The sequence below is a fragment of the Tritonibacter mobilis genome (assembly GCF_001681715.1).
GTDB lineage: Bacteria > Pseudomonadota > Alphaproteobacteria > Rhodobacterales > Rhodobacteraceae > Epibacterium > Epibacterium mobile.
On sequence record NZ_LNWY01000016.1, the window covers coordinates 158433 to 183549 of the forward strand.

Sequence of the window (25117 nt, forward strand, 5' to 3'; positions counted from 1 at the left end):
CTCATGCTTGCCTGAATTCGTGTTTTATGCGAGTCAGGAAGAAATCTAACATGTAAGGTTAGCTTACATATGAACTGGCGTGATATGCCCTCAATGGCGGCCCTTCGGGCTTTTTCGGTTTTTTCTGAAACCGGGAACCTGCAACAAGCGGGCGCGCAGCTGAACGTCAGTCACGCAGCAATCAGTCAGCAATTGCGCCAGCTTGAGGCCCATATGGGAGTGCCGCTCTTGGACCGGTCAGGTCGCGCATTGCAACTGACGCCGGAAGGCGAGCAGCTTGCGCAGGCCTTGACGCTGGGGTTTGGTGCAATTCGCATGGCGGTACAGGATTTGACGACGCGCGGCGCAGGGCAGCCGCTCCATGTAACCTGTACGCCGATGTTTGCCACCCACTGGCTGATGCCGCGTCTGGCCGGGTTTCGGCAGGCCTATCCTGAGGTGGATCTGGTGATTGATCCCACCGGGGAAGTGGTACAGCTGACGCCTGGTGGCATCGACGTTGCGCTGCGGTACGGAAGCGGCGCTTGGCCCGGTCTTGAGGCCGAGATGCTGCTGGCGTCGCCTATGGTGGTGGTGGCAGCCCCTGGCCTTTTGGACCAGCGAGCGGTGAAACAGCCGGAGGACCTGCTTGACTTGCCGTGGCTGGAGGAAATCGGCACCAATGAAGCCTCTGTCTGGCTCCGCTCCCGCGGGGTGGAAGACAGCCTTAAAGCAGGGCGAGTCGTTTTGCCCGGCAACCTCTTGATGGAGGCCTTGCGGGCGGGGCAGGGGGTTGCGGTCTCGGTGCGCGAATTCGTCGCGCCGGATGTTGCCGCAGGGCGTCTGACCGAGCTTTTTTGTGAAGAACAAGGGCGTGGATACCATATTGTCCATCGTCCCGGTGTGCTGCGCCCCGGTGCGCGGCATTTCGTCAACTGGCTGCGCCGAGAGCGCGGATCTACCCCCTTGATCTGACCGCACAGTTTGTGTGCGGCGCTCCCGCAGGGCTGCGACATTTGTGCAAAATGCACATATGGGATGCGAATTTTGATCCACGTCAAAGTCTCGATCCCCGGTCTCTGGGAGAACACCATCAGACCTGTCACAGGATCGGAGCCAGAAGTTGAGCGATTCGAGCCAAGCCCCCAGCCTTTACGCCGCAAGGGAGCCCATCTTTCCCCGCCGAGTCTCGGGAAAGTTCCGCACTCTCAAATGGGTGATCATGGCGGTTACCTTGGGCATCTACTACCTGCTGCCTTGGATCCGTTGGGACCGTGGGCCAGAACTGCCGGATCAGGCGGTGTTGCTCGATCTTGCCGGGCGACGGTTTTATTTCTTCTGGATTGAGATCTGGCCGCATGAATTCTATTTCGTCGCGGGCCTGTTGATCATGGCGGGCCTTGGCCTGTTTCTGTTCACCTCGGCGTTGGGGCGGGTCTGGTGCGGCTATGCTTGCCCGCAGACTGTCTGGACTGATCTTTTCATTCTGGTTGAGCGCTGGATCGAGGGGGACCGCAACGCGCGCCTGCGCCTGCACCGTCAGAAAAAATGGGATTTCAAAAAAGCGCGCCTGCGGATGACCAAATGGGTGGCCTGGCTTTTGATTGGCCTGGCAACCGGTGGGGCATGGGTGTTCTACTTTGCCGATGCACCAACCCTGCTGCATGATCTGGTGACAGGTCAGGCACACCCGGTGGCGTACACCACAATGGCGATCCTGACCTTCACGACCTTCTTCTTCGGCGGCTTTGCCCGCGAACAGATCTGTATCTATGCTTGCCCGTGGCCGCGTATTCAGGCGGCGATGATGGATGAGGATACGCTGACCGTCGGGTATCGCGATTGGCGCGGCGAGCCGCGTGGCAAGCACCGGAAATCGGCCGATGCGGATCAAAAGGGCGATTGTATCGACTGCATGGCCTGTGTGAACGTCTGTCCCATGGGGATCGATATTCGCAAGGGCCAACAGATGGAGTGCATCACCTGTGCGCTTTGTATTGATGCCTGCGATGACATCATGGCCAAAGTGGGCAAGCCACGCGGGCTCATTGATTATATGGCGCTGTCGGATGAAACCAATGAGCGTGCGGGCAAACCACCGCGCCCGGTCTGGAAGCACATCCTGCGCCCGCGCACGATTATGTACACGACGCTTTGGGGTGGTGTGGGGCTGGCGCTTGTGTTCGCACTCTTCATCCGTGCAGACATCAATATGACTGTAGCGCCGGTGCGGAACCCGACCTATGTCACGCTCTCGGACGGAACCATTCGCAACACCTATGATGTGCGACTGTCAAACAAACACGGTGAGCCGCGACTGTTTGAGCTGTCGATTGTCGGTGATCCGGCGCTCTCTGTCTCGCTCGAGGGGGAAGAAAGTGTTACGGTTCAAGTCCCTGCTGACAGCGCAAGCCTGCAACGGGTCTATATCGCCGCGCCGCGTGGGAGTGCTCCCGCGGAAGCCGAGAACACCGGGCTGCGGATTTGGGTCGAAGATCTCACATCGGGCGAGCGTGCTTACCGCGACACCACCTTCAACGGACGGGGGAATTGATCCATGACGGGAGAGACCACACGAAAACCTCGCGAGTTCACAGGCAAGCATATGCTGGCGCTGTGTGTGGGGTTTTTCGGGATCATCATCACGGTGAATGTCTACATGGCCTATAGCGCTGTGAGCACGTTTCCCGGCCTTGAAGTGAAGAACTCTTATGTCGCGAGCCAACAGTTTGATACACGCCGCGCCGCGCAGGAGGCGCTGGGGTGGTCGGTATATGCCTCCGCGGTTGGGGAAGAGGTGAAGCTGGAGATCACCGATCGTGACGGTCAGCCGGTAGAAGTCGCCTCGCTGACCGCGACACTTGGTCGGGCCACGCATGTGAAGGACGATCAGAACCCGCAGTTTGTATTCGATGGCTCCGCATATGTCGCACCTGCGGAACTGGCACCGGGAAACTGGAACATTCGAATGATCGCGCGTGCCAAGGATGGCACTGAGTTCACTCAGCGCGTGATTCTGCACGTCAAAAAGTAGCACTGACGCCTGACTCCACCGTGCGAGATACGCGCGTTTGCACGCAGTATCTGTGATCAGCGTCCCTCAGAGGTAGAACCATGACTGCTCCGATGCGTCATCAAACGGCTGTGTGCCCCGGTTGTGTGGCTGCCCCGACAGAGGCGGCGGAGGATGCACCCACCGAGGCGCGCCTTGCGATATCCTTGCCGACAATCCACTGTCAGGCCTGTATTTCCAAGGTCGAGCGCGGGTTGTCGCAAGTGCCGGGCGTGCGAACTGCGCGCGTCAATCTGACCCTGAAACGGGCCCTCATTGAGGCTGACCCGGACATGCGGGCGGCGGATCTGGTTCCGGTTTGCGAGGGGCTTGGTTACGAGGCGCATGAGTTGGATCTTGCGGCTTTGGCTGCGACTGAAACAGATCGCGCAGGGCGTGAATTGTTGCTGCGGCTTGCGGTGGCAGGCTTTGCGTCCATGAATGTGATGCTGCTGTCGATCTCAGTCTGGTCCGGCGCGTCTGACGCGACCCGTGACATGTTCCACTGGATTTCCGCTGCGATCACCTTTCCAGCCATCATCTATTCCGGGCAACCGTTTTTCCGAAACGCATGGCATGCGCTGCGGGCACGTCGTCTCAATATGGATGTGCCCATCGTGTTGGCGTTGTTGCTCGCGTTGGTGACTTCGCTATGGGAGACATCGCTTTCGGGGGAGCATGCCTATTTCGATGCGGCGCTGACGTTGACGTTCTTCTTGCTGGCGGGGCGGTATCTTGACCACCGGACTCGTGCTGCGGCCCGATCCGCCGCGGAGGAGCTTGCAGCGCTCGAGGTTCCGCGTGCCTGGCGTCTGGATGAGCAGGGACAGGAGGTCGAGGTCTCCGTTGCTGATCTGGCGATTGGTGATCTGATCCGCGTGCGCCCCGGCGGACGTATGCCGGTAGATGGCGAGATCATTGAGGGGCGTTCAGAGCTGGATCGTTCATTGCTGACCGGGGAGACATTGCCGGTCCTCGCAGAACCGGGCACCGAGGTTTCCGCAGGTGAGGTCAATTTGACCGGACCGCTGACCATCCGCGCCACAGCAGTTGGCGCTGAGACCTCACTACATCGTATGGCGGATTTGGTGGCAATCGCAGAGTCGGGGCGGTCTCGTTACACCTCGCTCGCGGATAGCGCGGCGAAACTCTATGCGCCCGGGGTACATATCCTGTCGGCGCTCGCCTTCGCTGGGTGGTATCTATACACCTTTGATCTGCGCACGGCCCTGAATATTGCGGCTGCGGTGCTGATTATCACATGCCCCTGTGCATTGGGCCTTGCGGTCCCTGCGGTGACCACGGCTGCCTCGGGTCGATTGTTTCGGGCGGGTCTGCTGGTCAAACATGCCACTGCGCTGGAGCGGCTCGCCGAGGTGGACACGGTGGTGTTTGACAAGACCGGAACATTGACAGCGGGAGCGCCGGAGGTTGTGAACCTTGATGAGTTGACCCCCCAACAGCTGTCCGTCGCTTTGGCCTTGGCCGAAGGGTCGAGCCACCCGCTGGCCATCGCGCTGACCCGTGCGGCAAAGGCGGCAGGGGTTGAGGCTGTGGTGTTGGAAGATCTGCAAGAAGTGCCCGGCTACGGCACGCAGGCGTGCCTTTCCGGGCAGGTCGTGCGGCTGGGGCGTGCCGCTTGGGTCGGGGCGCGTGGGTCGTTGGAGCAGACAGCCACTTGGCTGGATCTGGGCGATGGCCTGCCAGTTGCAATCCGTTTTACGGATGCCTTGCGCCCCGGTGCGCAGGAAGCGGTTTCAGCGCTTCAAGATGCAGGTATGGACGTGATGCTTATCTCCGGCGATACGGTGGCGGCAGTCCGCGATCTGGCAGAACGATTGGGTATTCAGAGTTGGGTGGCCGAAGCGCTACCAGATGAAAAGGCTGCGCGCGTGTCACAACTGACCGAGGCAGGCCATAAGGTGCTGATGGTCGGGGATGGTCTCAACGACACGGCGGCGTTGGCGGGTGCGCATGTCTCGATCTCGCCCGCTTCGGCGCTCGATGCTGCGCGGGTGGCGTCTGATATTGTTTTGCTGGGTAAAGATCTGTCTCCGATTTCGGAGGCATGCGGTGTGGCCAAGCGTGCCACTAAGCGTATTCGCGAGAACTTCCAGATTGCAACACTGTACAATGTGATAGCTGTGCCTCTGGCGATTGCCGGTCTGGCCACGCCCTTGATTGCGGCGCTGGCGATGTCTACGTCGTCGATTACCGTATCACTCAACGCACTGCGCCTGCGTTAGGCGCGCTGGGGAGCGACATGACCGTTTTGTCTTATCTTATTCCTATCTCCCTGATCCTTGGCGGGGCGGGGTTGATCGGGTTCATCTATACCGTGCGTTCAGAACAATACGACGACCCAGAGGGGGATGCGCGTCGGATCTTGAGCGATGAATGGGACGACCACCCCAAGCCCTGAAGGCTGGTGGGGGCACTGCCCCCTCTTGCCCGTGCCGGGCAATTCACCCCCGGGATATTTGGGGTTAGAAGAATGAAATAGCCGCTGCCCCGGGTGATGGTGCAGCGGCTATTATTTTTTAGATGCTGTCGGCAGGCCTTGGCTCTGTCGCTTGGGGGTTAGGACGCCGGCCCCAGTGTTTCACAGGTTACATTGCGAGAGTTGAGGCGGCGGCAGGCAAGTTCCGCGCTTTCCTTGGTCATACCGAGGAAGTTTGCATCAAAGCCGCGCGGGCTCTGTACCACTTTGCGGAGTGAGCCATCGAGTGTTTCCATTTCAGCCAAAGCGGTGCGCAACAGGACTTTCTCGGCCTGAAAACGGTTCGTGTAGCGACCGACATTGATACCCCAGTAGCGCCCGCCTGAGGTCGACAGGCGTGTCACAACTACAGGTTCCTCGACCGAAGCAACCTGTGTTTCCAGCCCCGTCGGGCGCACCTGTGGGCGCGGTCCCGTGTAGCGACGCTGGGTTGGGGCCTCGACCGCGCGGGCAACGGCGGTTCGAATTTCGGCTTTCAGAGCTTCTTCGCCCTCTACATCTGCTTGACGTTGAGCAGGACGTGCGAGGGGCTGAATTGCCGACACTTCAGAAACTTCGGTGACCTCCAGAAGCGCGCTGTTGATGCCGGATTGAAGCGCGTCTGTGTCCAACGCGGCGATCTGCACCTCTTCTTCTGCGGTTTCGGGCGCAACCTCTGCTTCGGCCACCAGCAAGGCCGGATCGACCTCGGGTGCGGGGCGGGCACGCGGGCGCATGGTTTCGGAGATCACACCGCTTACGCGAATGGTCTTGCCAGCAAGCCCATGAGTGTCATCCTCTGCCAGGCGCACGCCGCTGTTGCCCACATAAGGTGGCATCGGGGGTTTTTGCAATTTGGCGTAGGCGGGCGCGCGTCGGAACCCAAGGTCCAGAAGTTCGGCAACCTTGGCGTTGCGTGCCGCCGTAGATTGGCCGCCGAACACGGTCGCGATGATGCGCTCATCTCCGCGTTTGGCTGAAGACACAAGGTTAAAGCCAGCCGCACGGGTGTAGCCGGTCTTAATGCCGTCCGCGCCGCGATAGGCTGCGAGAAACCGTCGGTTGGTGTTGTACACCACTTTGGTTCCTGCGTTGGTCGATTTGCGCGAGAACAGGTTATAATACTCAGGGTAATCATAAAGCATATGACGCCCGAGGATGGTCATGTCGCGCGCCGTAGACATATGCCCATTGGCGGTCAGACCGTGCGCGTTTTTAAATGTGGTCCGGGTCATACCCAGCGCTTTGGCCGTGCGGTTCATGCGCCGGGCAAAGGCGGCTTCGGAGCCGGAGATTGCCTCGCCGATGGCAGTTGCGGCGTCATTGGCAGATTTCACCGCAGCTGCACGGATCAAATAGCGCAGGGCGATTTTCTGGCCACGCCGCAAGCCCAGTTCTGAGGGCGGCTCTGCTTCGGCGTTACGGGAAACCGTGATTTCTGTATCGAGGCTTATTTCTCCGTTCCGCACCGCCTCAAAGGCGATGTAGAGCGTCATCATTTTAGTGAGGGAGGCCGGGTGCAATCGTGTGTCGGCGTTACGGGAGTGCAAGACCTCCCCCGTGCGCGCATCCATCACCATTGCAGCATAAGGTGCCGCTGCCGCCTGTTCTGGAGCGACCGCAACCAGCCCGACTGCGAGCGCCAGACCCTGTATGGTGCGTTTGCACAGCCCTACCGCGCCTTGGAGAATTGCTTGCCCTGAATTGCGACGTTGCCCACGGCCACACTTCCCCCAACGGGAGAAGAGACGACCGCCGTCGACCTGAGAAATCACTGCCATGTTTGCCTCGTGTCGCCGGTTTTCCGGCTGACGTTTTGTCTGCTTATGCAAGCGTATCATAGCCGGTCTGACGAATAAACCAGTTGTGAAGGAACATCTTGTTGTGCTGGACGGGCGAAACCTAAGGGTTGTCGACATCTAGTAGTCGCATGCCTTTTCCTCGCTAAATAAAGCGATAGCGGCGGCAAAAATGTCAGCAATTTTCTGTCTGCTTGGCAGTGCTGCAACCGGTATCACGCCTTATTTCACAGGTGAAATGAAGCGTTGAGGTCACAGTAGTGAATGATTGGTTAACATAACCCGGTTTTCCGGCGGGTTTTAGCCGAGTCGCTCGATGAGAGCGGGCAGGGCGCTCAGATCGGAAATCTCGTGGTAGCGCGGGCTGTGTTCGGGGGCGTCGGCGTGCTCGACTTCCCACACGAGTCCATGGGGAACATAGACGCCATGCCCACCTGCCTCCACCACGGGGACGACATCGGAACGCATGGAATTTCCGGCCATCAAGGCGCGCGCGACTCCGTCGCCATGGCGATTGAAGATATCGATATACACCTGAGGCGTCTTTTCAGAGACCACCTCGACCGCGTCGAATAACTCGCCAAGGCCGGATTGCGCCAGTTTGCGTTCCTGATCCAATAGATCGCCCTTGGTAATCAGGACAACGCGATAGTCGTCTGCCACGGCCTCGACTGCTGTTCTTGCGTGTGGCAACAGCTCGATCGGAAAGGAGAGCATCATTTGTCCCGCTTCCAGTAACTCTTTGATAACAGAAGATGGAACCCGGCCTTCGGTGACGTCGATAGCGGTTTCGATCATCGAGAGGGTGAAGCCCTTGACGCCGTAGCCATAGGCCCCAAGATTGCGCTTTTCAGCATCCAGCAGTTTGCGCTCCAGGGCCTCTGGTCCCATATCTTCTGGAGTGTGGTCCATCAGCAGTTCAGCAAAGCGATCCTGCGTCACCCGAAAGAAACGCTCGTTGTGCCAGAGCGTGTCATCTGCGTCAAAACCGATGGTCGTGAGCGTTCTAGGCATTATCCCGGCCTCAATCTCTTTTCCTTATGGGGTCTTCCCCTATATAAGCCGTTGACGAACGCAGATGCACGACTGGAAAATTTTGATCCCATGCTAAAGCACCCCGTAATGATGTCGGACAATCCGGATGACGAGAGCGACCTTGGTGTTCTGACCAAAACCCGCCCGCGTACGCAACGGCCGCCGCGCTACAAGGTGCTGCTGTTAAACGATGACTACACACCGATGGAGTTTGTGGTCATCGTCCTGGAGCGGTTCTTTGGGCTCAACCATGCGCAAGCCTTTGAAATCATGCTGACAGTGCATAAAAAAGGTCTCGCCGTTGTTGGTGTTTTCAGCCATGAAGTTGCTGAAACCAAAGTGGCGCAGGTGATGGATTACGCGCGTCGCCATCAGCATCCTCTGCAATGCACCATGGAAAAAGACGACTGACCCGATCATAGCGGGTTGGTTCTGGAAAGGTCTCTCAAGATGTCTCAACGCCTGAGCCTCGCGGTTCATTCAGGCGATTTCGCCGTTCCTGAAACGGGGCGAATCGCTGTTTTTCTTCCGCGTGAGGGCCATGACCTCTCGGCTCTGCCTCAGGGGCAGCTAGAGGTGATCCAGCCGCTGAAGCCGGAAAATGACTATTGGACCGCGCGTGGTTTGACCTGTGTAGCTGAGGCTGAGGCAGGGGCGACCTATGCTGCGGCGGTTGTGTTCATCCCGCGTGCCAAACCGCTTGCGAGGCAGCTTGTGGCGCAGGCGGTTGCTGCAACCCAAGGTCCGGTACTGATTGATGGTGCCAAAACCGACGGCATCGATTCCCTCCTGAAAGAGTTGAAAAAGCGAACCACGCCCTCTGCAGCCACGTCAAAGGCACATGGCAAGGCTTTTTGCATCGAGGGTGGTTTGGGTCTGTCTGATTGGATCTTGGGGGCGCAGGAAGTTTCTGGCGGCTTTGTCACCGCGCCGGGTGTATTTTCTGCAGATGGGATTGATCCTGCATCGGCGCTATTGGCTCAGGCGCTTCCGGCAAAGCTCGGTAAAGAGGTTGCGGATCTAGGAGCCGGTTGGGGCTATCTTTCTGCGCAGATTCTTGGTCGCGACACCGTGGAGACGCTGCGTCTGGTGGAAGCCGATCATATCGCACTGACCTGCGCACGTCGCAATGTGGACGATGCACGCGCGCAGTTTCACTGGGCGGATGCACGCCAGTGGGGAGTGAAAGGCAGTTTGGATGCGGTCGTCATGAACCCGCCGTTTCACACCGGTCGCGCCGCCGAGCCTGCGTTGGGACAGGCGTTTATCGCCAATGCGGCGCGGTTGCTGAAACCGGCAGGCCAGCTTTGGTTAGTGGCCAATCGGCATCTTCCGTATGAGACGCCACTGAACGAGGCCTTTGCGTCGCTCACTGAGGTTGCAGGAGACAATCGTTTCAAGATCCTGCATGCCGCTCGTCCACGCCGCAGCCGCTAGGATCTGCCCTTACGGCAAGGCCGCAAAACCTGTTCAAATCTCAAATCCTTCGGGCTATCGTCGCGACAACACGCGCACCAACTTGGGTGCTTTTTGTTCTGAAACCTGGCCCAAGGAACAGGCGCATCGCCTGACGCAAGCAAGGATCTTTATCCCATGAGTTTTTCCATCTCTGGCAAGACGGCCATCGTAACTGGTGCCGCAAATGGCATTGGTCTGGCGATTGGTCGACAGTTCGCGCGCGAAGGCGCGAATGTTATGTTCGTGGACCATGATGAGGCCGCACTCCTGCAGGAACTGGGCAGCGACGTCGAAGATGGCAATATCCGCCATTTCGCCGGGGATCTACGAGAGCGCCTGACCATTGCCAACCTTTTATCGGCCACCATTGATGCCTTCGATCAGATCGACATTCTGGTCAATGGGGCGCGCAAGGTTGTGCCCAGTGATCCACTCAACCCGGATGATGAGAGTGTCGAATTTCTGTTGCACCAGAACCTGATGTCGACATTGCGCCTGTCGCAGCATGTGGCCAAGCGGATGATCCGCCAGGGCGAGGAGCGCGACGACGAGGGCGCAAATGGTGCCATCATCAACCTGTCGTCAATTGCCGCCCGGCGCACCCACCCGGATCTGATGGGCTACTCCGTGACCTCGGCTGCGCTGGACCAGATGACACGCTCGCTGGCGGTGTCGCTGGCGCCGCATAAGATCCGGGTGAATTCCATCGCTTTCGGCTCTGTGATGAGTGCATCGATGCAGGCCACGCTCAAGGACAACCGCTCCCTGCGGCAGGACATCGAGGAGCACACGCCCCTCAACCGGATCGCGCCGCCCACCGAACTGACCGAGACGGCGCAGTTTCTGGCCTCCGAGGCCTCGGGATTTATGACCGGGCAGGTGTTGACGCTGGATGGTGGGCGTACGCTGCTTGATCCCGTCACCGCGCCGGTGCATTGAGGCGACACGCTCGAATTACGATCTGACTCAGGAGGCCCGGATGGCAGAGAATGCGACAGAGATGCGCGCAGAAAAAGCGCGCGCGGCAGCATGGTTCCGGGAGTTGCGCGATCAGATCGTTGCAGCTTTTGAGGGGCTGGAGGGCAGCCATGCAGACGGTCCCTTTGCCGATATGGAGGCGGAACGGTTTGACGTGAGCGAGACCAAGCGCACGGCGGAAGATGGCTCTGACGCGGGCGGTGGCTTGATGAGCGTGATGCGTGGCGGGCGCGTATTTGAAAAGGTCGGCGTCAATATTTCCGAGGTCTACGGGACACTTGGCGAACGCGCGCAAAACGCGATGGCGGCCCGCAAGGGGCTGCCGGGCATGAAAGAAGATCCGCGGTTCTGGGCCTCGGGCATTTCGCTGGTGGCACATATGCGCAACCCGCATGTGCCGGCGGTACATATGAATACGCGTATGTTCTGGACACCGCATGGCTGGTGGTTCGGGGGCGGGTCTGACCTCAACCCCTGTATCGAGTATGACGAGGACACGGGGCATTTCCACGGCGTGCAGCAAGCGCATCTCGACCCGCATGGCGGCGACCTCTACCCCCGGCTGAAGGCCTGGGCGGATGAGTATTTCTTCATTCCGCATCGCGGGCGGGCGCGCGGAGTTGGCGGTATTTTTCTGGACGATCACAACACCGGCGACTGGGCGGCGGATTTTGCGCTGATTCAGGACATTGGCCGCGCCTTCCTGCCGGCCTTTGTGCCTCTGGTGGAAAAACGCCGAGTGCAGACTTGCTCTGAGGCGGACAAAGAGGCGCAGCTCATTCACCGCGGGCTCTATGCGGAATACAACCTCGTTTATGATCGCGGTACCAAGTTCGGTTTGGAGACCGGGCATGACGCCAATGCGGTGTTGATGAGCCTGCCGCCGCTCGCAAAATGGGTCTGACGGTCACATCGGTGTAAACCCGCTCAGCGTGCGGGAAAGCGGACCCTATTCGGCATTCTGCATTGAAGGATCTGCCTGTCTCCGGCTCTATGGAGGCAGGCAGTTTTCTTTGGCAGGTAGATATGAAATTTCATCAACTGATTGGTTTGGGGATGCTCGCGGCGCTGGCCGCCTGCGGCAGTGCAACGCGGGAGCCGGTGCCGCCGCCGCCTCTGGAGGGGGAGGTCGAGCGGGTGATAGATCCCGCTTTTGCACGTGCCTATGCGGCGCTCGCGACCTATCCGAAATACGGCGACAATGACCCCCACGACTGGGAGGGGGGCACGCCATGGGGCTATCCGATCCATGGCATCGATGTGGCGCGCTATCAGGGCGATATAGACTGGCGTCAGGTGGGTGCGGCGGGGGTGTCCTTTGCGTGGATCAAGGCCACGGAAGGGGGCGACCATCTGGACCCCGAGTTCAAGTCCAACTGGCGCGCGGCACGGCGTGCAGGTCTGCGACGCGGGGCCTATCATTTCTATTATTTCTGTCGCAGCCCGGAAGAGCAGGCGCGCTGGTTCATCCGCAATGTCCCCAAGGAGGCAGGTAGTCTGCCACCGGTGCTGGACATCGAATGGAACCATGCCTCGCCGAGCTGCAAACGCCGCCCTTCCGGAGCCGAGGCGCGGCATGAGGCGGAACGCTTCATCCAGAAGATTGAGCAGCACTATGGTCGCAGGCCGGTGGTTTATACCACGGTGGATTTCTATCGCGACACCGGGATTGGGCAGCTTCAGGGGGGGGATTTCTGGCTGCGGTCGGTCGCCGGGCATCCAGAGCAGGTCTATCCCGGCGCGCATTGGGTGTTCTGGCAATACACGGGCACAGGCTCTGTTCCCGGCATCAAGGGAAATGTGGACTTGAACGCCTTTGCGGGGAGCGCGGAGAACTGGCTCCAATGGCTTGGATATAGGAAATACCTGCCGGTGGAGGTGCCCCCGGCAGAGGCGGAGGGCTGATTCAAGCGCGGGGCAGTAGGTTTTGCGCTCCGCTTGCGCGGATCGCCGGGGGGCAGGGGCAGCGCCTTCGGCGCTGCCCCTGCCGGGCCCAACGCTTTTGGGGGAGGCTTGTCTCACCCGCAAAGGGGCGGGAGCGCCCCCTTACCCGGTGCGGCAGCAGCGACGGTCCGGTCAGGTGCTAGGGCGGTGCCAGCCCGCTTCGATCAGGGCCTGCCTGTAGCTTTTTGCCACCCGCATGCGCGTGCCGTATCTTTTTTGCCAGCAAGAGAGCGTGCATCTTTGGCAGCTGCCAGCACGGAACATGCATGACCATGTGGTGTTCGAGGTGATAGTTCACCCAGTAGGGCGCGACCAGAGCACGGGCTAGTGGGCCGGCATAGGTGGTTCGCACGTTTTGGAACGGGTTCTCAGATCGTTCTACCGCGCTGTGTTCGGCGATATTGCGCAGGCGCACGACGAATTGGAACCATGTCAGATAGGGCAGGAGCCAGAAGGCCAGCCCCCACCACCAGCTGCCCAGCAGGCTCATGACCAGCATCGGCAGCAGGAACATTGGCAGGGCGGGCAGCAGACGCGGGCTCTTGAACGTCTGCGCAAAATCGCCCGAGGCGGCCAGCACAAGGGACATGCGGATCTGGCCAAAGAGTTGCTTGAGGCCGGTTTGGCCCGTGAGGTCGCGGGTGAACTTGCGCTTGAGGGAGGCGCGTGTGGTCGGGAAGGCCAGCGACAGCGCCAGATCCGGGTCATTATCGGTCTGGGTGTAGCGGTGATGGGTCAGATGATAGTGGCGATAGGCCAGCAGGTCGGCCAGGATCGGACGCGCGCAGAACCATTGCCCAATGTGATCATTCAGCCTGCGCGTTTTGAACAGCGCATTATGCGCGGCCTCATGCATCAGGATGGCCAGTCCCAATTGGCGCGAGCCGATGAGCATCACTGCAATAAGCGCCGTCAGGAGGTTGGGCCAGAGTGCAAACAGCGCCACCGCCGCCGCAATCACGCCCCAGCAATGCAGCACCAGCCACGCGCCCATCAGGTCTGATCGCGCAGCAAGCGGGCGAATGTCGTCGCTGCTGAGATAGGCCTTTCCCGGTGTCATGACGTGCCCTCCCCGCACCCTGGTTCACTCCTCAGGCTGGCAGCGGAGCGGGCCTTGCGTCAATCGGGGCGTGGCGTCACGCAGGCTGCGACCGGTTATGACGGTTGCAAACGCGGGAGCGCGGGCCCGTCGGTCAGTGGCTGAAGAACCCTTCTCCCGCCCGCGCGCGCAGAGCCTCGCCCATGCGGCGACCGAGTTCGGCACCGTCTTCTATCGCGCAGCTTTGCTGGTCCGCCAGCGCCTCTGATCCGTCGGGGCGTAGAATTTGGCCGCGCAGCTGCAAGGTGCCGCCGGAGAGGTCGGCCAGCGCGGCAATCGGCGTTTCGCAGGATCCATCCAGCGCGGCCAGAAACGCGCGCTCGGCCGCGAGGCGCAGGCTGGTCTCGGCGTGGTGGATGGCTTCCAGCATGGCGGCCGCGGTTGTGTCGTGGCTGCGACGTTCGATGCCGATCGCGCCTTGGGCCACCGCAGGCAGCATGTCCTCGGGCGCGATGGGCGTGGCGGGAACCTCCTCGGCCATGTTGAGGCGGCGCAACCCGGCCATGGCGAGGAAGGTTGCGCTGGCCACGCCATCGTGGAGCTTTTGCAGGCGGGTCTGGACGTTACCCCGGAACTCCACCACCTGCAAATCCGGGCGCCGGTGCAGCAGTTGCGCGCGCCTGCGCAGGGAGGAGGTGCCCACGACCGCGCCCTCCGGCAGATCGGCAATCGCACGGATCTGGGGGGAGACAAACGCGTCGCGGACATCTTCGCGCGGCAGGTAGCAATCCAGCATCAGCCCTTCGGGCTGCTCGGTAGGCATGTCCTTCATCGAATGCACCGCGAGGTCGATGCCGCCGGAGGTCAGAGCCTCTTCGATCTCCTTGGTGAACAGCCCCTTGTTGCCGATCTCTTTCAGCGGACGATCCGCGTCGATCATGGCGCGGTTGTCGCCGGTGGTCTTGATCACCACGATATCAAAGGCCGTGGGCTCCAGCTCAAAGGCGCGGGCCAGCCGGTCGCGGGTCTCATAAGCCTGAGCGAGCGCCAGCGGAGAGCCGCGGGTGCCGATCTTCAGGGGCGAAGCGGGAGAGGGCAGGGTCAAGGTCATGGTGCACAGGATTAGTCGCGACATTATGCCGTGGCAAGCGCCAGTCTGTGCGGGCCGGCAAGCCTTGACAATTTGCCGCTGAGGCTAGACCTCAGAGTGACCGCAATTAAAGGGGCAGAGCATGGGCCAGAAAAAGACGATCCTTCGCGCATTGGCAGGCGAAACACAGGCTGTGCCACCGATTTGGATGATGCGGCAGGCGGGTCGCTACCTGCCCGAATATCGCGCCACACGGGCGCAGGCCGGCGATTTCCTGAGCCTGTGCTACAACCCGGAACTGGCCGCTGAGGTGACGTTGCAGCCCATCCGTCGCTACGGTTTTGATGCGGCGATCCTGTTTGCGGATATTCTTCTGGTGCCGCAGGCGTTGGGGGCGGAGTTGTGGTTCGTCACCGGTGAAGGGCCGCGCCTGTCCACCATCACGACGGAGGCGGATTTTGCCAAGATTGGCCCCGCCAGCGACGTGCATGAGACCTTGAACCCGATTTACGAGACGGTGCGCATACTGTCGCGGGGGCTTCCTTCTGAGACTACGCTGATTGGGTTTGCGGGGGCGCCGTGGACTGTGGCGACCTACATGATCGCGGGACGCGGGACACCGGATCAGGGTCCTGCACACGCATTGATGCAGGAAAATACCGCTCTTTTTGAGGCTCTCTTGGCGCGTATCACCGAAGCCACTATTCACTACCTTTCGGCGCAGATTGAGGCGGGCGCAGAGGTGGTGAAGATCTTTGACAGCTGGGCTGGATCGCTCAAGGGGGTTGCGTTTGAAAAATACGCGTTGGAGCCTGCACGTGAAATCACGGCGGCACTGAAGGCACGCCATCCCGGTATTCCGGTCATCGGTTTTCCACGTGAGGCCGGAGAGAAATACGTTGGCTTCCATAAGGCGACCGGCGTGGATTGCGTGGCACTCGACAATTCTGTTGATCCGGAATGGGCAGCGGCGCAGGTGCAGGTGGATGGTTGTGTGCAAGGCAATCTTGCGTCGCGCCATATGGTGACTGGCGGCGAAGAGCTTGTCGCGGATACACGCCGGATCGTGCAGGCGTTTTCAAAAGGGCCACATATTTTCAACTTGGGCCACGGGATCACGCCGGATGCCAACCCTGACAATGTTCAACTTATGATTGACACAGTCCGCGCGGGGGGCACGGGGTAATCTGGCTTGGCCCGGTCAAATGCCGTTTCAGCTCTGCTATGATGAGGGGGCTTTGCCCCCTCAAACTCCCCCGGGATATTTTGGTTTAGAAGATGATGTGAGGCGATCAGCGAGGTCTGCGAGAATATGCGCGCGATGCTGATCGCGGTATGGCGATGTCCCGATCGGGCGGATTTTATCATCAAAGCGCGGCGCGGGAGCAGCCTGAAGGTGGCCATCCTGTGTAAGCCATGTTTTGCGGCTGTTCATTGCATCTTGCGCAGCTTCTGCCGGGGAGAGCACGGCCGTTACGCAGGCGTCACAGTCGTTGAACATGTCTGCCCAGTATTCGCGCGGGTGTTCTGCAAAGCGGCCTGACAGGCGGACTGTGAGCTCAGGCCAGAGTGTCTTGTCGAATTGGTGAAGGAAATCAGGATCGTCGCCAAGGCCCAGTTTCGCAAGGAAGATGGCGTAGAATTTAGGCTCAAAACACTGGACCGCGATATATCCTCCACCTTTGCAGAGATAGGTTCGGCTCCAATGCGGGCCGTCCAGCAGGTTTTCCCCGCGTGTTTCTCCAAATCCACCGGCTTGGCGCAGCGCCATAAGCAGGTTCATCATATGCGCAGACCCATCATAGATTGCCGCGTCGACCACGGTGCCCACGCCGGTTTCTGCGGCGCGCAGGAGACCCGCCAGCAGCCCTGCGACGAGGTAGAGCGCGCCGCCACCGATATCTCCTACGAGGGTCGGTGGCGTCAGGGGCGTATCGTTTGGGGCTGAGGCTGACCAGAGTGCCCCGGACAGGGCAATATAGTTCAGATCATGCCCAGCCTGTGTCGCGCGAGCGCTTTGTTGCCCCCAGCCCGTCATCCGGCCATAGATCAGCTTGGGGTTTTTCTGATGCATTTGCGTGGGGCCGAGCCCCAAGCGCTCCATGACACCGGGGCGAAACCCCTCGATCAGGCCGTCTGCGGTGGCAATCAATTCCTGTGCGATCTGAAGATCTTGTGCATTTTTGAGATCAAGCGCGATGGATTTCTTACCACGATCCAGAATTGAGCGCTCTGGCATGCCGGGAGGTGCGGCGGTTCCCTTGCGATGAATGCAAATGACTTCAGCCCCCAAATCAGCAAGCATCATTGCTGCAAACGGTGCGGGGCCCAGTGCTTCGATTTCGATGATGCGAATCCCACGGAGCATGTCTGTCCCTCGTTGTTGTGCTGATGGGTGTAAATCGCATTCGCGCAGGTCATGGCGTGCGCTGTCAATCTATGTGGCAGGCCATGACGCCACGTTGCGGCCCTTCGCTGTCGATGTGGATCGCGGCAAGAGGTTCTTGGCAGCGCGACAAATTTCCGGCTAGGTGGAGACAGATGTGCCGTTTGGCCCGCAGGTGCAGAGCAAAGGGAGTTACGCCATGCAGATGAGTGATCAAAAAGAAATTGCGGCAGATCCGGCGAGTGTTTACGCGGCCCTGCTCAATCCTGAAGTGTTGAAGGCCTGCGTTCCCGGCGCGCAAGAAGTCACCGGCTCACCGGAAGAGGGATTTGAGGCGAAAGTGACCCAGAAGGTCGGCCCGGTAAAAGCGACCTTTACAGGCAAGGTGACGCTTTCTGATATGGTGCCGGGTGAGACGCTGACCATTACTGGCGAGGGGAAAGGGGGCGCCGCTGGTTTTGCCAAAGGCGGCGCAGAGGTGACGCTGACACCGAGTGATACCGGCACTCTGCTTTCTTATGATGTTGAGGCCAAAGTTGGTGGGAAACTGGCGCAGCTTGGCAGTCGGATTATCGACGGTTTTGCCAAGAAGATGGCAGATCAGTTCTTTACGAACCTCCAAGATGCACTTGCGCCAGAACCACCAGAGGGTGAAGCCGAGGCACCGGATGCCGACGCTGGCGATGCTAAGCCAAAGGGTTGGTTCAGAAAATTGTTGGGCGGAACCCCGGACGAAAGCGCCTAGATCCGCGATCTCTTTGTGCGCGTTCGTTTATGCAGAAGGTCGCGCCGCATTGAGTTCAAGGCTGCGTCAATGCACAGTGGAATGCGCGGCGATGGGGGTGGTGGTTTGCTCACGTGAGCGTTACCAGTAATACAAAGCGTGAACAAAATGGTTCGCGCTTTGATTGCCCGTATTCGAGCACGATCCGAAGTGGAGGCCGCATGAGCACCATCCTGTCCATAACTGACCTGCGTAAATCTTATGCAGGCGGGTTTGAGGCGTTGAAAGGCGTTAACCTTGAGATTGCTGAAGGCGAGATTCTCGCACTTCTTGGTCCCAATGGCGCTGGGAAAACGACCCTTATTTCAACAATCTGCGGGATTACCACCGCGACCTCCGGCTCTGTCACCGTGGGGGGGCACTGTATCGAACGGGAGTATCGCGCGGCGCGGGCGATGATTGGTTTGGTGCCGCAGGAGATTAATTTGGAACCGTTTGAAACGGTGATGAATTCGGTCCGGTTCTCGCGCGGACTGTTTGGTAAACCGAGAAATGACGCGCTAATTGACGACATCCTCAAGAAACTCTCGCTCTGGGACAAGCGCTCTAGTCAAATCAAGGAACTGTCTGGTGGTATGAAGCGCCGTGTGCTTATCGCCAAAGCGCTGAGCCATGAGCCGCGTGTGCTGTTCCTCGATGAGCCTACTGCGGGTGTCGACGTGGAATTGCGCAAAGATATGTGGGACGTGGTGCGTGAGCTGCGGGAAAGCGGTGTCACCATCATCCTCACCACTCATTACATTGAAGAAGCGGAGGCAATGGCCGACCGCGTTGGCGTTATTGCTGGGGGAGAGATCCTGCTGGTGGAAGAAAAATCCGATCTGATGGCGCGTATGGGCAAAAAGGAATTGCAGGTGTTCCTTATCGATCCGGTTGCGACTGTACCCGAGGCTTTGGATCAGCATGAGTTGCGTCTGGGCGAGGACGGGCACTCCCTGATCTATACCTATGACGTGAAGGCCGAGCGCACCGGGATCACCACGCTGCTGAACGATGTGGCGGCTGCGGGACTGGTGCTTTCGGATGTGTCGACGCGGCAATCAAGCCTTGAGGACATTTTTGTCGGCCTTGTTTCGGGAGAAGATGCATGAACTGGACGGCCGTATCTGCCATATACAAATTTGAAATGGCGCGCTTTTTTCGCACCCTTGCACAGAGTTTTCTGTCACCGGTCTTATCGACCTCGCTCTACTTTGTGGTGTTTGGGGCCGCCATTGGCAGCCGCATAGATCAGGTAGAGGGCGTGTCTTATGGGGCGTTTATCGTGCCGGGGCTCATCATGCTCAGTGTGATCACGCAGGGTATCTCTAACGCGTCTTTCGGGATCTATTTTCCAAAGTTTATCGGCACAGTTTACGAGTTGCTGTCGGCTCCGGTGAATTTTTTGGAAATCGTGCTGGGGTATGTGGGCGCAGCCGCGACCAAAGCGTTGTTTATCGGGGTGGTCATTCTTGCGACAGCGCATCTGTTCGTTGACATCACCATTGCGCATCCACTCGCGATGCTGCTGTTTTTGGTGCTGACCTGTATCAGCTTCGCGCTCTTGGGGTTTATCATCGGGATCTGGGCGAAGAACTTTGAGCAGTTGCAGCTGGTGCCGCTTCTGATCATCACGCCGCTGATTTTTCTCGGGGGGTCGTTTTACTCGATTTCGATGTTGCCGCCAATCTGGCAGACAATCACCCTGTTTAATCCTGTCGTCTATTTGATTTCAGGGTTCCGCTGGTCTTTCTTTGGTGTTTCGGATGTGCCGGTCGGGTTTAGCTTGTTGGCGATTGCGGTGTTCACGGGTCTGTGCCTAGCGGTTATCGGCTGGATATTCCGGACTGGCTGGCGGCTGCGCTCGTAAGGATTGCCGGGTGATCTCCCGCCCGGCAGAACTGCATTGTAAATGCCGCCCTGCCCGTTGGGTCGAGCGCCGCCCCCTCATTGAGGGGGCGGCGCGGTTGCATCAGGACGCAGATGTTGTGACTTGAATTGAACGAGGATTACGTTGCATTTTTACCCTCCGGAGGGCTGCAAACGTAACATCGCAACAATTCCTCTATGCCGATACCTTGTTTCCGGGGGGTGGGCATTCTACATCGGCGCCATGAGTGTTCGATTGCCCTTCAAAAAACGCCCGCCTCTTGTGGCGGTAGTGCGCCTGTCAGGAGCCATTGGCATGGCAGGTCGCGGAAGTCTGAACGACACAACGCTTGCTCCTGTGCTGGAGCGCGCCTTCAAAAAAGGCAAGCCACAAGCTGTCGCGATAGAGATTAATTCTCCTGGTGGAAGCCCGGTGCAAAGCGCCCTGATCGGTGCCCGTATTCGCCGCCTTGCCGAAGAACACGACGTTCCTGTTTTTGCGTTTGTCGAGGATGTTGCGGCTTCTGGCGGATATTGGCTTGCGGCAGCGGCAGACGAGATTTTTGCCGATGCTAGCTCGGTCGTTGGCTCTATCGGGGTTATCTCCTCCGGTTTTGGTGCGCATATCTTTTTGGCGCGGCAGGGGCTTGAGCGCCGTGTACATACGGCCGGTGAAAGCAAGAGCATGCTCGATCCGTTCCGCCCGGAAAACGAAGGCGATGTTGCACGCCTGAAGGTGCTTTTGAACGATATACATGCCAATTTTATTGAGCATGTAACTGAGCGGCGCGGCACCAAGCTCACGAGTGATGAGAAACTCTTTACCGGTGAGGTTTGGCTGGCACGCCGGGCTATTGGACTGGGGCTCATAGATGGGATCGGGCATCTGAAGCCGGTGCTGCAAGAGAGATTTGGAAAGAAAGTCCGCCTGCGCCGCTATGGCGTGAAGAAGCCGTTTTTAAGCCGTTTTGGCCTGTCGATGGCTGAAGACGCGCTGGCTGCGGTGGAGGAGCGCGCGCAGTTTGCGCGTTTTGGCCTGTGACGTGATCCTAAAGATCGTCTCTCTGTTTCTGGTGGCCATGGCTGTCCTCGCCATGTTTGGACGTTTGCGTTTTCCGGGACAAAAGAAACTCAATTCGGCCCGCTGCCCGTCCTGTGGACGTTTCAAAATTGGCAGAGGCGCCTGTGACTGTGGACGAGGAGGTCCAAAAACATGATGCCCTGGCTGTTTTCTGCCCTTGGCCTGGTGATCCTGTTACTGGCCGGTGACGCGCTGGTGCGCGGCGCTGTGAACCTCAGTCTGCGGGTGGGTATTCCTGCGCTGATCGTAAGCCTGACCATCGTGGCCTTTGGCACCTCCGCGCCCGAGCTGTTGATCGCAATACAAGCGGTGCATGAAAATGCCGATGGCATCGCGCTGGGCAATGTTGTCGGGTCCAATACTGCAAATATTCTGTTGGTTCTGGGCCTGCCTGCTTTGCTGCGCGCGCTGCACACCAGTGAATGTGACAGCCGGAAGAACTACATCTTCATGGTTGCGGCTTCCGTATTGTTCATTGCACTCGCCTTTGTCGGAACCTTTACGTGGGTGTCCGGTCTGATCCTGCTGCTTGCGCTGTTTGGCGTGCTGTTTACGGCCTTTCGCGAGGCCAAGGCGCACCGCGCAGCGGGGGAAGAGGACGAGCTGGAAGACATCGACGAAGCAGATCCGAATATGCCGTATTGGCGTATCGGGATCTATTTGGTGCTGGGTCTCATCGGTCTGCCTCTGGGGGCCGAACTTCTGGTGGAGAACGCGACCATCATTGCACGTATGTATGGCCTCTCGGAGACCGTGATTGGTCTCACACTTGTGGCACTCGGCACCTCGCTGCCTGAGCTCGCAACGACATTGGTTGCGGCCATGCGTCGACAAGCGGATGTGGCGCTGGGCAATGTGATCGGGTCGAACATGTTCAACCTTCTGGCGATCATTGGCATCACCACCTTTATCGGGCCTATCACAGTTGATCCGGCGTTCCTGCATTTCGATCTGTGGGTGATGCTGGCGGCATCGCTGCTGATTATTCCCTTCGTGTTCTTCCGTCAGGACATTACGCGCATTTGGGGCATCGCATTGACGGCTCTTTATGTGGTCTACGTGTGGTCACTGCTCTAAGTCTTTGTGCAAGACACAAAGATAAAGGGGACAGAGATGCGGGCATTGGTGACCGGCGCGGGCAAGCGCCTGGGTCGAGCGATGGCATTGGCATTGGCTCAGGACGGCTATGATGTGGCCGTCCACTATGCATCCTCCGAACGGGACGCCGAGGAGGTGGTGGCCCAGATCCGTCGCCTTGGACGCAATGCCGTGGCGCTTCGGGCAGATTTGCTGCAAGATGAGGAGACCGAGACATTGCTGCCGCGTGCGGCAGAGGCTCTTGGCGGGCATATCACATGTCTGGTGAACAACGCTTCCATCTTTGAGCCGGACGCATTGGGGACCGTGACCCGACAAAGTTGGGATCGACACCTGCAGAGCAATCTTCGCGCGCCGGTCGTGTTGCTACAGGCGCTGGCTGCACAGTCTCTGCCAGATCTGAGGGACAATTCCGGCGAGCCGCTCGCTGCGGCTGTCGCGGTGAACATGGTTGATCAACGGGTCCAAAAGCTCACCCCGGATTTCATGAGTTATACCTTAGCAAAATCCGCGCTTTGGACACTGACGCAGACGGCGGCGCAGGCCCTAGCTCCTAAAATCCGGGTCAACGCGATTGGTCCAGGACCGACGCTTCAAGGGCCACGCCAGAGCGCATCTGACTTTTCAGCTCAACGTGCATCGACGCCGTTGCAGCGTGGAGCAGGGGAAAATGACATCACTGCGGCTCTGCGCTATCTGGTCGCCTCTCCCGCTATCACCGGGCAGCTGATTTGCGTGGATGGCGGTCAACATATGGCATGGCAAACGCCTGATACCCTTCTTCCAGAGTAGCGTTGGCGACGGTCAAAATAGGCGTCGTCAAAGTACAAAAGTGCAACGTGAGCCACGACTTATGCACCCGTCACAGACCCTTCACATGAGCGTTACAAAAACCTCATTGTTTTCAATGATTTGGAGTGGGTGCGGAGAAAATGTAAGAAAAATCAGCCATTTGCGGCATCGCCTAATTTTTAGGCAAATCTGCGAAGTCGCGATATATAAAGGTAAAATTCCAACAAGCCCAAAGTTACCCGTACAGTTATCCACAAGAATGGTGGATTCATCACAGCTTGAAATCCCCGTCTGAAGATTGCAGCAAACCCCTCAGAATCATATGTCAGAGAACATGAGTGATCCCAGCGCAGAATCGCCCGGCCAATCCGAGACGCCGCGCACCGGCTACGGTGTAATTCAGGACTATCTGAAGACGCTCGACTCCTCGCCCGGCGTTTATCGCATGCTCGATCATGAGAGCCGTGTTCTCTATGTGGGTAAGGCACGCAACCTGCGGGCGCGGGTGTCGAATTACACGCGCCCGGGCCACACGCCGCGTATCGAAAAAATGATCTCGCAAACCACCCGCATGATGTTTCTGACCACACGGACGGAGACTGAGGCGTTGCTGCTTGAACAAAACCTGATCAAACAGCTGAAGCCCAAGTACAATGTGCTGCTGCGTGATGATAAGAGTTTTCCCAACATTCTTGTCGGGAAGAACCATGCCTACCCGCAGCTGAAAAAACACCGCGGGGCCCGCAAGGAGAAGGGCAGCTATTTTGGGCCTTTCGCAAGTGCCAGCGCGGTGAATAGAACGTTGAACCAGCTGCAAAAGGCGTTTTTGCTGCGTAACTGCTCGGACACGATGTTTGAGAACCGCACGCGGCCCTGTCTCCAGTACCAGATCAAACGCTGTTCGGGGCCCTGTGTGGGGCTGATCTCACACGACGACTATTCCGACAGCGTGCGCGATGCAGAGCGGTTCCTCGCGGGGCGCTCCACCAAGATTCAAGAGGAACTGGGCGCGCAGATGATGGCCGCCTCTGAGGCGATGGAATACGAACGCGCGGCGGCCCTCAGGGATCGGATCAAGGCGCTTACTCAGGTGCAGTCGGCTCAGGGTATCAATCCGCGTGGGGTTGCGGAGGCGGATATCATTGGCCTGCATTTGGAAAACGGGCTGGCTTGCGTGCAGGTGTTCTTTATTCGCGCCAATCAGAACTGGGGCAATCAGGATTTTTATCCGCGTGTGGCGGATGACATGTCTGCGGCAGAGGTCATGGAGGCCTTTATCGGCCAGTTCTATGACAACAAGGATGTGCCGCGTCAGTTGATCTTGTCCGATGATATTGAAAACGCGGATCTGATGGCCGCTGCTTTGGGTGATAAGGCCGGGCGGAAGGTTGAAATCCTGATCCCCCAAAGAGGGGAGAAGACCGAGCTTGTGGCCTCTGCCGTGCGCAACGCCCGCGAAAGCCTTGCGCGCCGGATGGCTGAAAGCGCGACACAGGCGAAGCTGTTGCGCGGCATTGCGGATGCCTTTGGTCTGGAAGGACCGCCGAACCGGATCGAGGTCTACGACAACTCTCACATTCAGGGCACCAATGCCGTAGGCGGAATGATTGTCATGGGACCGGAGGGGTTCATGAAGAACGCCTACCGCAAGTTCAACATCAAGGATGGCGAGACCATCGCGGGGGATGACTTTGGCATGATGAAGGCGGTGTTGAACCGTCGTTTCTCGCGTCTGCTGAAAGAAGATCCTGACCGTCAAAAGGGCATGTGGCCGGATCTATTGCTGATCGATGGGGGCGCGGGGCAGGTTTCTGCTGTTGCGGAAATCATGGAAGAACACGGTGTGCAGGACATCCCGATGATCGGCGTGGCCAAAGGCGTGGACCGGGATCACGGCAAGGAAGAGTTTTACCGTCCCGGCGAGAATGCGTTTGCGTTGCAACGAAATGATCCGGTGCTCTACTTCATTCAGCGCATGCGGGACGAGGCACACCGCTTTGCAATCGGAACTCATCGAGCCAAGCGGGCAAAGTCTCTGGTCGCAAATCCGTTGGATGAAATCCCCGGTGTAGGCGCACGGCGCAAGAAGGCATTGCTGACGCATTTTGGCAGTGCCAAGGCCGTAAGCCGGGCGAACCTGTCGGATCTGAAAGCGGTTGATGGCGTGTCGGACGCGTTGGCGGAAACCATCTATAACTATTTTCAGGTGCGTTGAGCGGAAATGCACACGTGTCGCACAAAATGAAACCCCCACGGCCATGGGCTGCGGGGGTTT

23 protein-coding genes are annotated in these 25117 nt (G+C 58.9%); 18 read left to right on the forward strand and 5 right to left on the reverse strand.

Features of this window, described 5'->3' with window-relative positions; translation table 11 throughout:
- Positions 1-69 precede the first annotated feature (69 nt).
- The 5 genes from UB90_RS16290 to ccoS all read left to right on the forward strand — a co-directional run bounded on the left by UB90_RS16290 (position 70) and on the right by ccoS (position 5453).
- A complete protein-coding gene (locus UB90_RS16290; protein ID WP_065324172.1) occupies positions 70-954 on the forward strand; it encodes a LysR substrate-binding domain-containing protein in 885 nt (294 codons plus the stop codon).
- 148 nt (positions 955-1102) lie between these two features.
- Positions 1103-2533 (forward strand): cytochrome c oxidase accessory protein CcoG, encoded by a 1431-nt coding sequence (ccoG, locus tag UB90_RS16295; RefSeq protein ID WP_065324173.1) that lies wholly within the window; start codon positions 1103-1105, stop codon positions 2531-2533.
- Positions 2534-2536: 3 nt separating this feature from the next.
- Positions 2537-3013, forward strand: coding sequence for a FixH family protein (locus tag UB90_RS16300; RefSeq protein ID WP_005629945.1), 477 nt, complete (start codon positions 2537-2539; stop codon positions 3011-3013).
- Positions 3014-3093: 80 nt separating this feature from the next.
- Complete coding sequence (locus UB90_RS16305) at positions 3094-5277, forward strand: heavy metal translocating P-type ATPase (protein ID WP_065324174.1); 2184 nt, start codon at positions 3094-3096, stop codon at positions 5275-5277.
- Between the two features lie 17 nt (positions 5278-5294).
- Positions 5295-5453, forward strand: a complete 159-nt coding sequence (ccoS, locus tag UB90_RS16310; protein WP_005629952.1) for a cbb3-type cytochrome oxidase assembly protein CcoS — start codon at positions 5295-5297, stop codon at positions 5451-5453.
- A gap of 158 nt (positions 5454-5611) precedes the next feature.
- On the opposite strand, the gene UB90_RS16315 is transcribed toward ccoS, so the two are convergent.
- Together UB90_RS16315 and UB90_RS16320 are read right to left on the reverse strand one after the other, a co-directional pair.
- Positions 5612-7291: a D-alanyl-D-alanine carboxypeptidase family protein gene (locus UB90_RS16315; protein WP_065324487.1), complete on the reverse strand. Its 1680-nt coding sequence runs from the start codon at positions 7289-7291 to the stop codon at positions 5612-5614.
- Between the two features lie 318 nt (positions 7292-7609).
- On the reverse strand, positions 7610-8323 hold the full coding sequence (locus UB90_RS16320; protein ID WP_065324175.1) for an HAD family hydrolase: 714 nt from the start codon (positions 8321-8323) through the stop codon (positions 7610-7612).
- A gap of 90 nt (positions 8324-8413) precedes the next feature.
- Between UB90_RS16320 and clpS the strand changes: the two genes are divergently transcribed.
- From clpS to UB90_RS16350, 5 genes are all read left to right on the forward strand, one after another.
- A complete protein-coding gene (clpS, locus tag UB90_RS16325; protein ID WP_172599694.1) occupies positions 8414-8755 on the forward strand; it encodes an ATP-dependent Clp protease adapter ClpS in 342 nt (113 codons plus the stop codon).
- A gap of 39 nt (positions 8756-8794) precedes the next feature.
- Entirely contained in the window at positions 8795-9781 is a 987-nt protein-coding gene (locus UB90_RS16330) for a class I SAM-dependent methyltransferase (RefSeq protein ID WP_065324176.1), read from the forward strand.
- 156 nt (positions 9782-9937) lie between these two features.
- Positions 9938-10741 (forward strand): SDR family NAD(P)-dependent oxidoreductase, encoded by an 804-nt coding sequence (locus UB90_RS16340; protein WP_065324178.1) that lies wholly within the window; start codon positions 9938-9940, stop codon positions 10739-10741.
- Positions 10742-10781: 40 nt separating this feature from the next.
- A complete protein-coding gene (hemF, locus tag UB90_RS16345) occupies positions 10782-11684 on the forward strand; it encodes an oxygen-dependent coproporphyrinogen oxidase (RefSeq protein WP_065324179.1) in 903 nt (300 codons plus the stop codon).
- Between the two features lie 122 nt (positions 11685-11806).
- The gene (locus UB90_RS16350; RefSeq protein WP_065324488.1) at positions 11807-12685 is read left to right on the forward strand and encodes a glycoside hydrolase family 25 protein; all 879 of its coding nucleotides are present in this window, start codon (positions 11807-11809) and stop codon (positions 12683-12685) included.
- Positions 12686-12863: 178 nt separating this feature from the next.
- On the opposite strand, the gene UB90_RS16355 is transcribed toward UB90_RS16350, so the two are convergent.
- Complete coding sequence (locus UB90_RS16355) at positions 12864-13784, reverse strand: fatty acid desaturase family protein (RefSeq protein ID WP_227512045.1); 921 nt, start codon at positions 13782-13784, stop codon at positions 12864-12866.
- 133 nt (positions 13785-13917) lie between these two features.
- On the reverse strand, positions 13918-14874 hold the full coding sequence (gene hemC, locus UB90_RS16360; protein ID WP_065324180.1) for a hydroxymethylbilane synthase: 957 nt from the start codon (positions 14872-14874) through the stop codon (positions 13918-13920).
- Positions 14875-14995: 121 nt separating this feature from the next.
- Here hemC and hemE point away from each other — a divergent pair, with 121 nt between their 5' ends.
- A complete protein-coding gene (hemE, locus tag UB90_RS16365) occupies positions 14996-16039 on the forward strand; it encodes a uroporphyrinogen decarboxylase (protein WP_065324181.1) in 1044 nt (347 codons plus the stop codon).
- Positions 16040-16099: 60 nt separating this feature from the next.
- Here hemE and UB90_RS16370 read toward each other — a convergent pair whose 3' ends face one another.
- Positions 16100-17221 (reverse strand): CaiB/BaiF CoA transferase family protein, encoded by a 1122-nt coding sequence (locus tag UB90_RS16370; RefSeq protein WP_065324182.1) that lies wholly within the window; start codon positions 17219-17221, stop codon positions 16100-16102.
- 217 nt (positions 17222-17438) lie between these two features.
- Here UB90_RS16370 and UB90_RS16375 point away from each other — a divergent pair, with 217 nt between their 5' ends.
- The 7 genes from UB90_RS16375 to uvrC all read left to right on the forward strand — a co-directional run bounded on the left by UB90_RS16375 (position 17439) and on the right by uvrC (position 25057).
- A complete protein-coding gene (locus tag UB90_RS16375) occupies positions 17439-17984 on the forward strand; it encodes a CoxG family protein (RefSeq protein ID WP_065321062.1) in 546 nt (181 codons plus the stop codon).
- Positions 17985-18184: 200 nt separating this feature from the next.
- Positions 18185-19114 (forward strand): ABC transporter ATP-binding protein, encoded by a 930-nt coding sequence (locus UB90_RS16380; RefSeq protein ID WP_065324183.1) that lies wholly within the window; start codon positions 18185-18187, stop codon positions 19112-19114.
- Positions 19111-19872: an ABC transporter permease gene (locus UB90_RS16385; protein WP_005614286.1), complete on the forward strand. Its 762-nt coding sequence runs from the start codon at positions 19111-19113 to the stop codon at positions 19870-19872. The genes UB90_RS16380 and UB90_RS16385 overlap by 4 nt, the downstream gene beginning before the upstream one ends.
- A 243-nt stretch (positions 19873-20115) precedes the next feature.
- Positions 20116-20913: a S49 family peptidase gene (locus tag UB90_RS16390; protein ID WP_065324184.1), complete on the forward strand. Its 798-nt coding sequence runs from the start codon at positions 20116-20118 to the stop codon at positions 20911-20913.
- A 171-nt stretch (positions 20914-21084) separates the two neighbouring features.
- Positions 21085-22029 carry a calcium/sodium antiporter gene (locus UB90_RS16395; protein ID WP_005614283.1) on the forward strand — a complete coding sequence of 315 codons (945 nt, stop codon included), beginning with the start codon at positions 21085-21087 and terminating at the stop codon, positions 22027-22029.
- Between the two features lie 36 nt (positions 22030-22065).
- Positions 22066-22842, forward strand: a complete 777-nt coding sequence (locus UB90_RS16400) for an SDR family oxidoreductase (RefSeq protein WP_009177705.1) — start codon at positions 22066-22068, stop codon at positions 22840-22842.
- Between the two features lie 334 nt (positions 22843-23176).
- Positions 23177-25057, forward strand: coding sequence for an excinuclease ABC subunit UvrC (gene uvrC / locus UB90_RS16405; protein ID WP_404976724.1), 1881 nt, complete (start codon positions 23177-23179; stop codon positions 25055-25057).
- Positions 25058-25117: the final 60 nt, after the last annotated feature.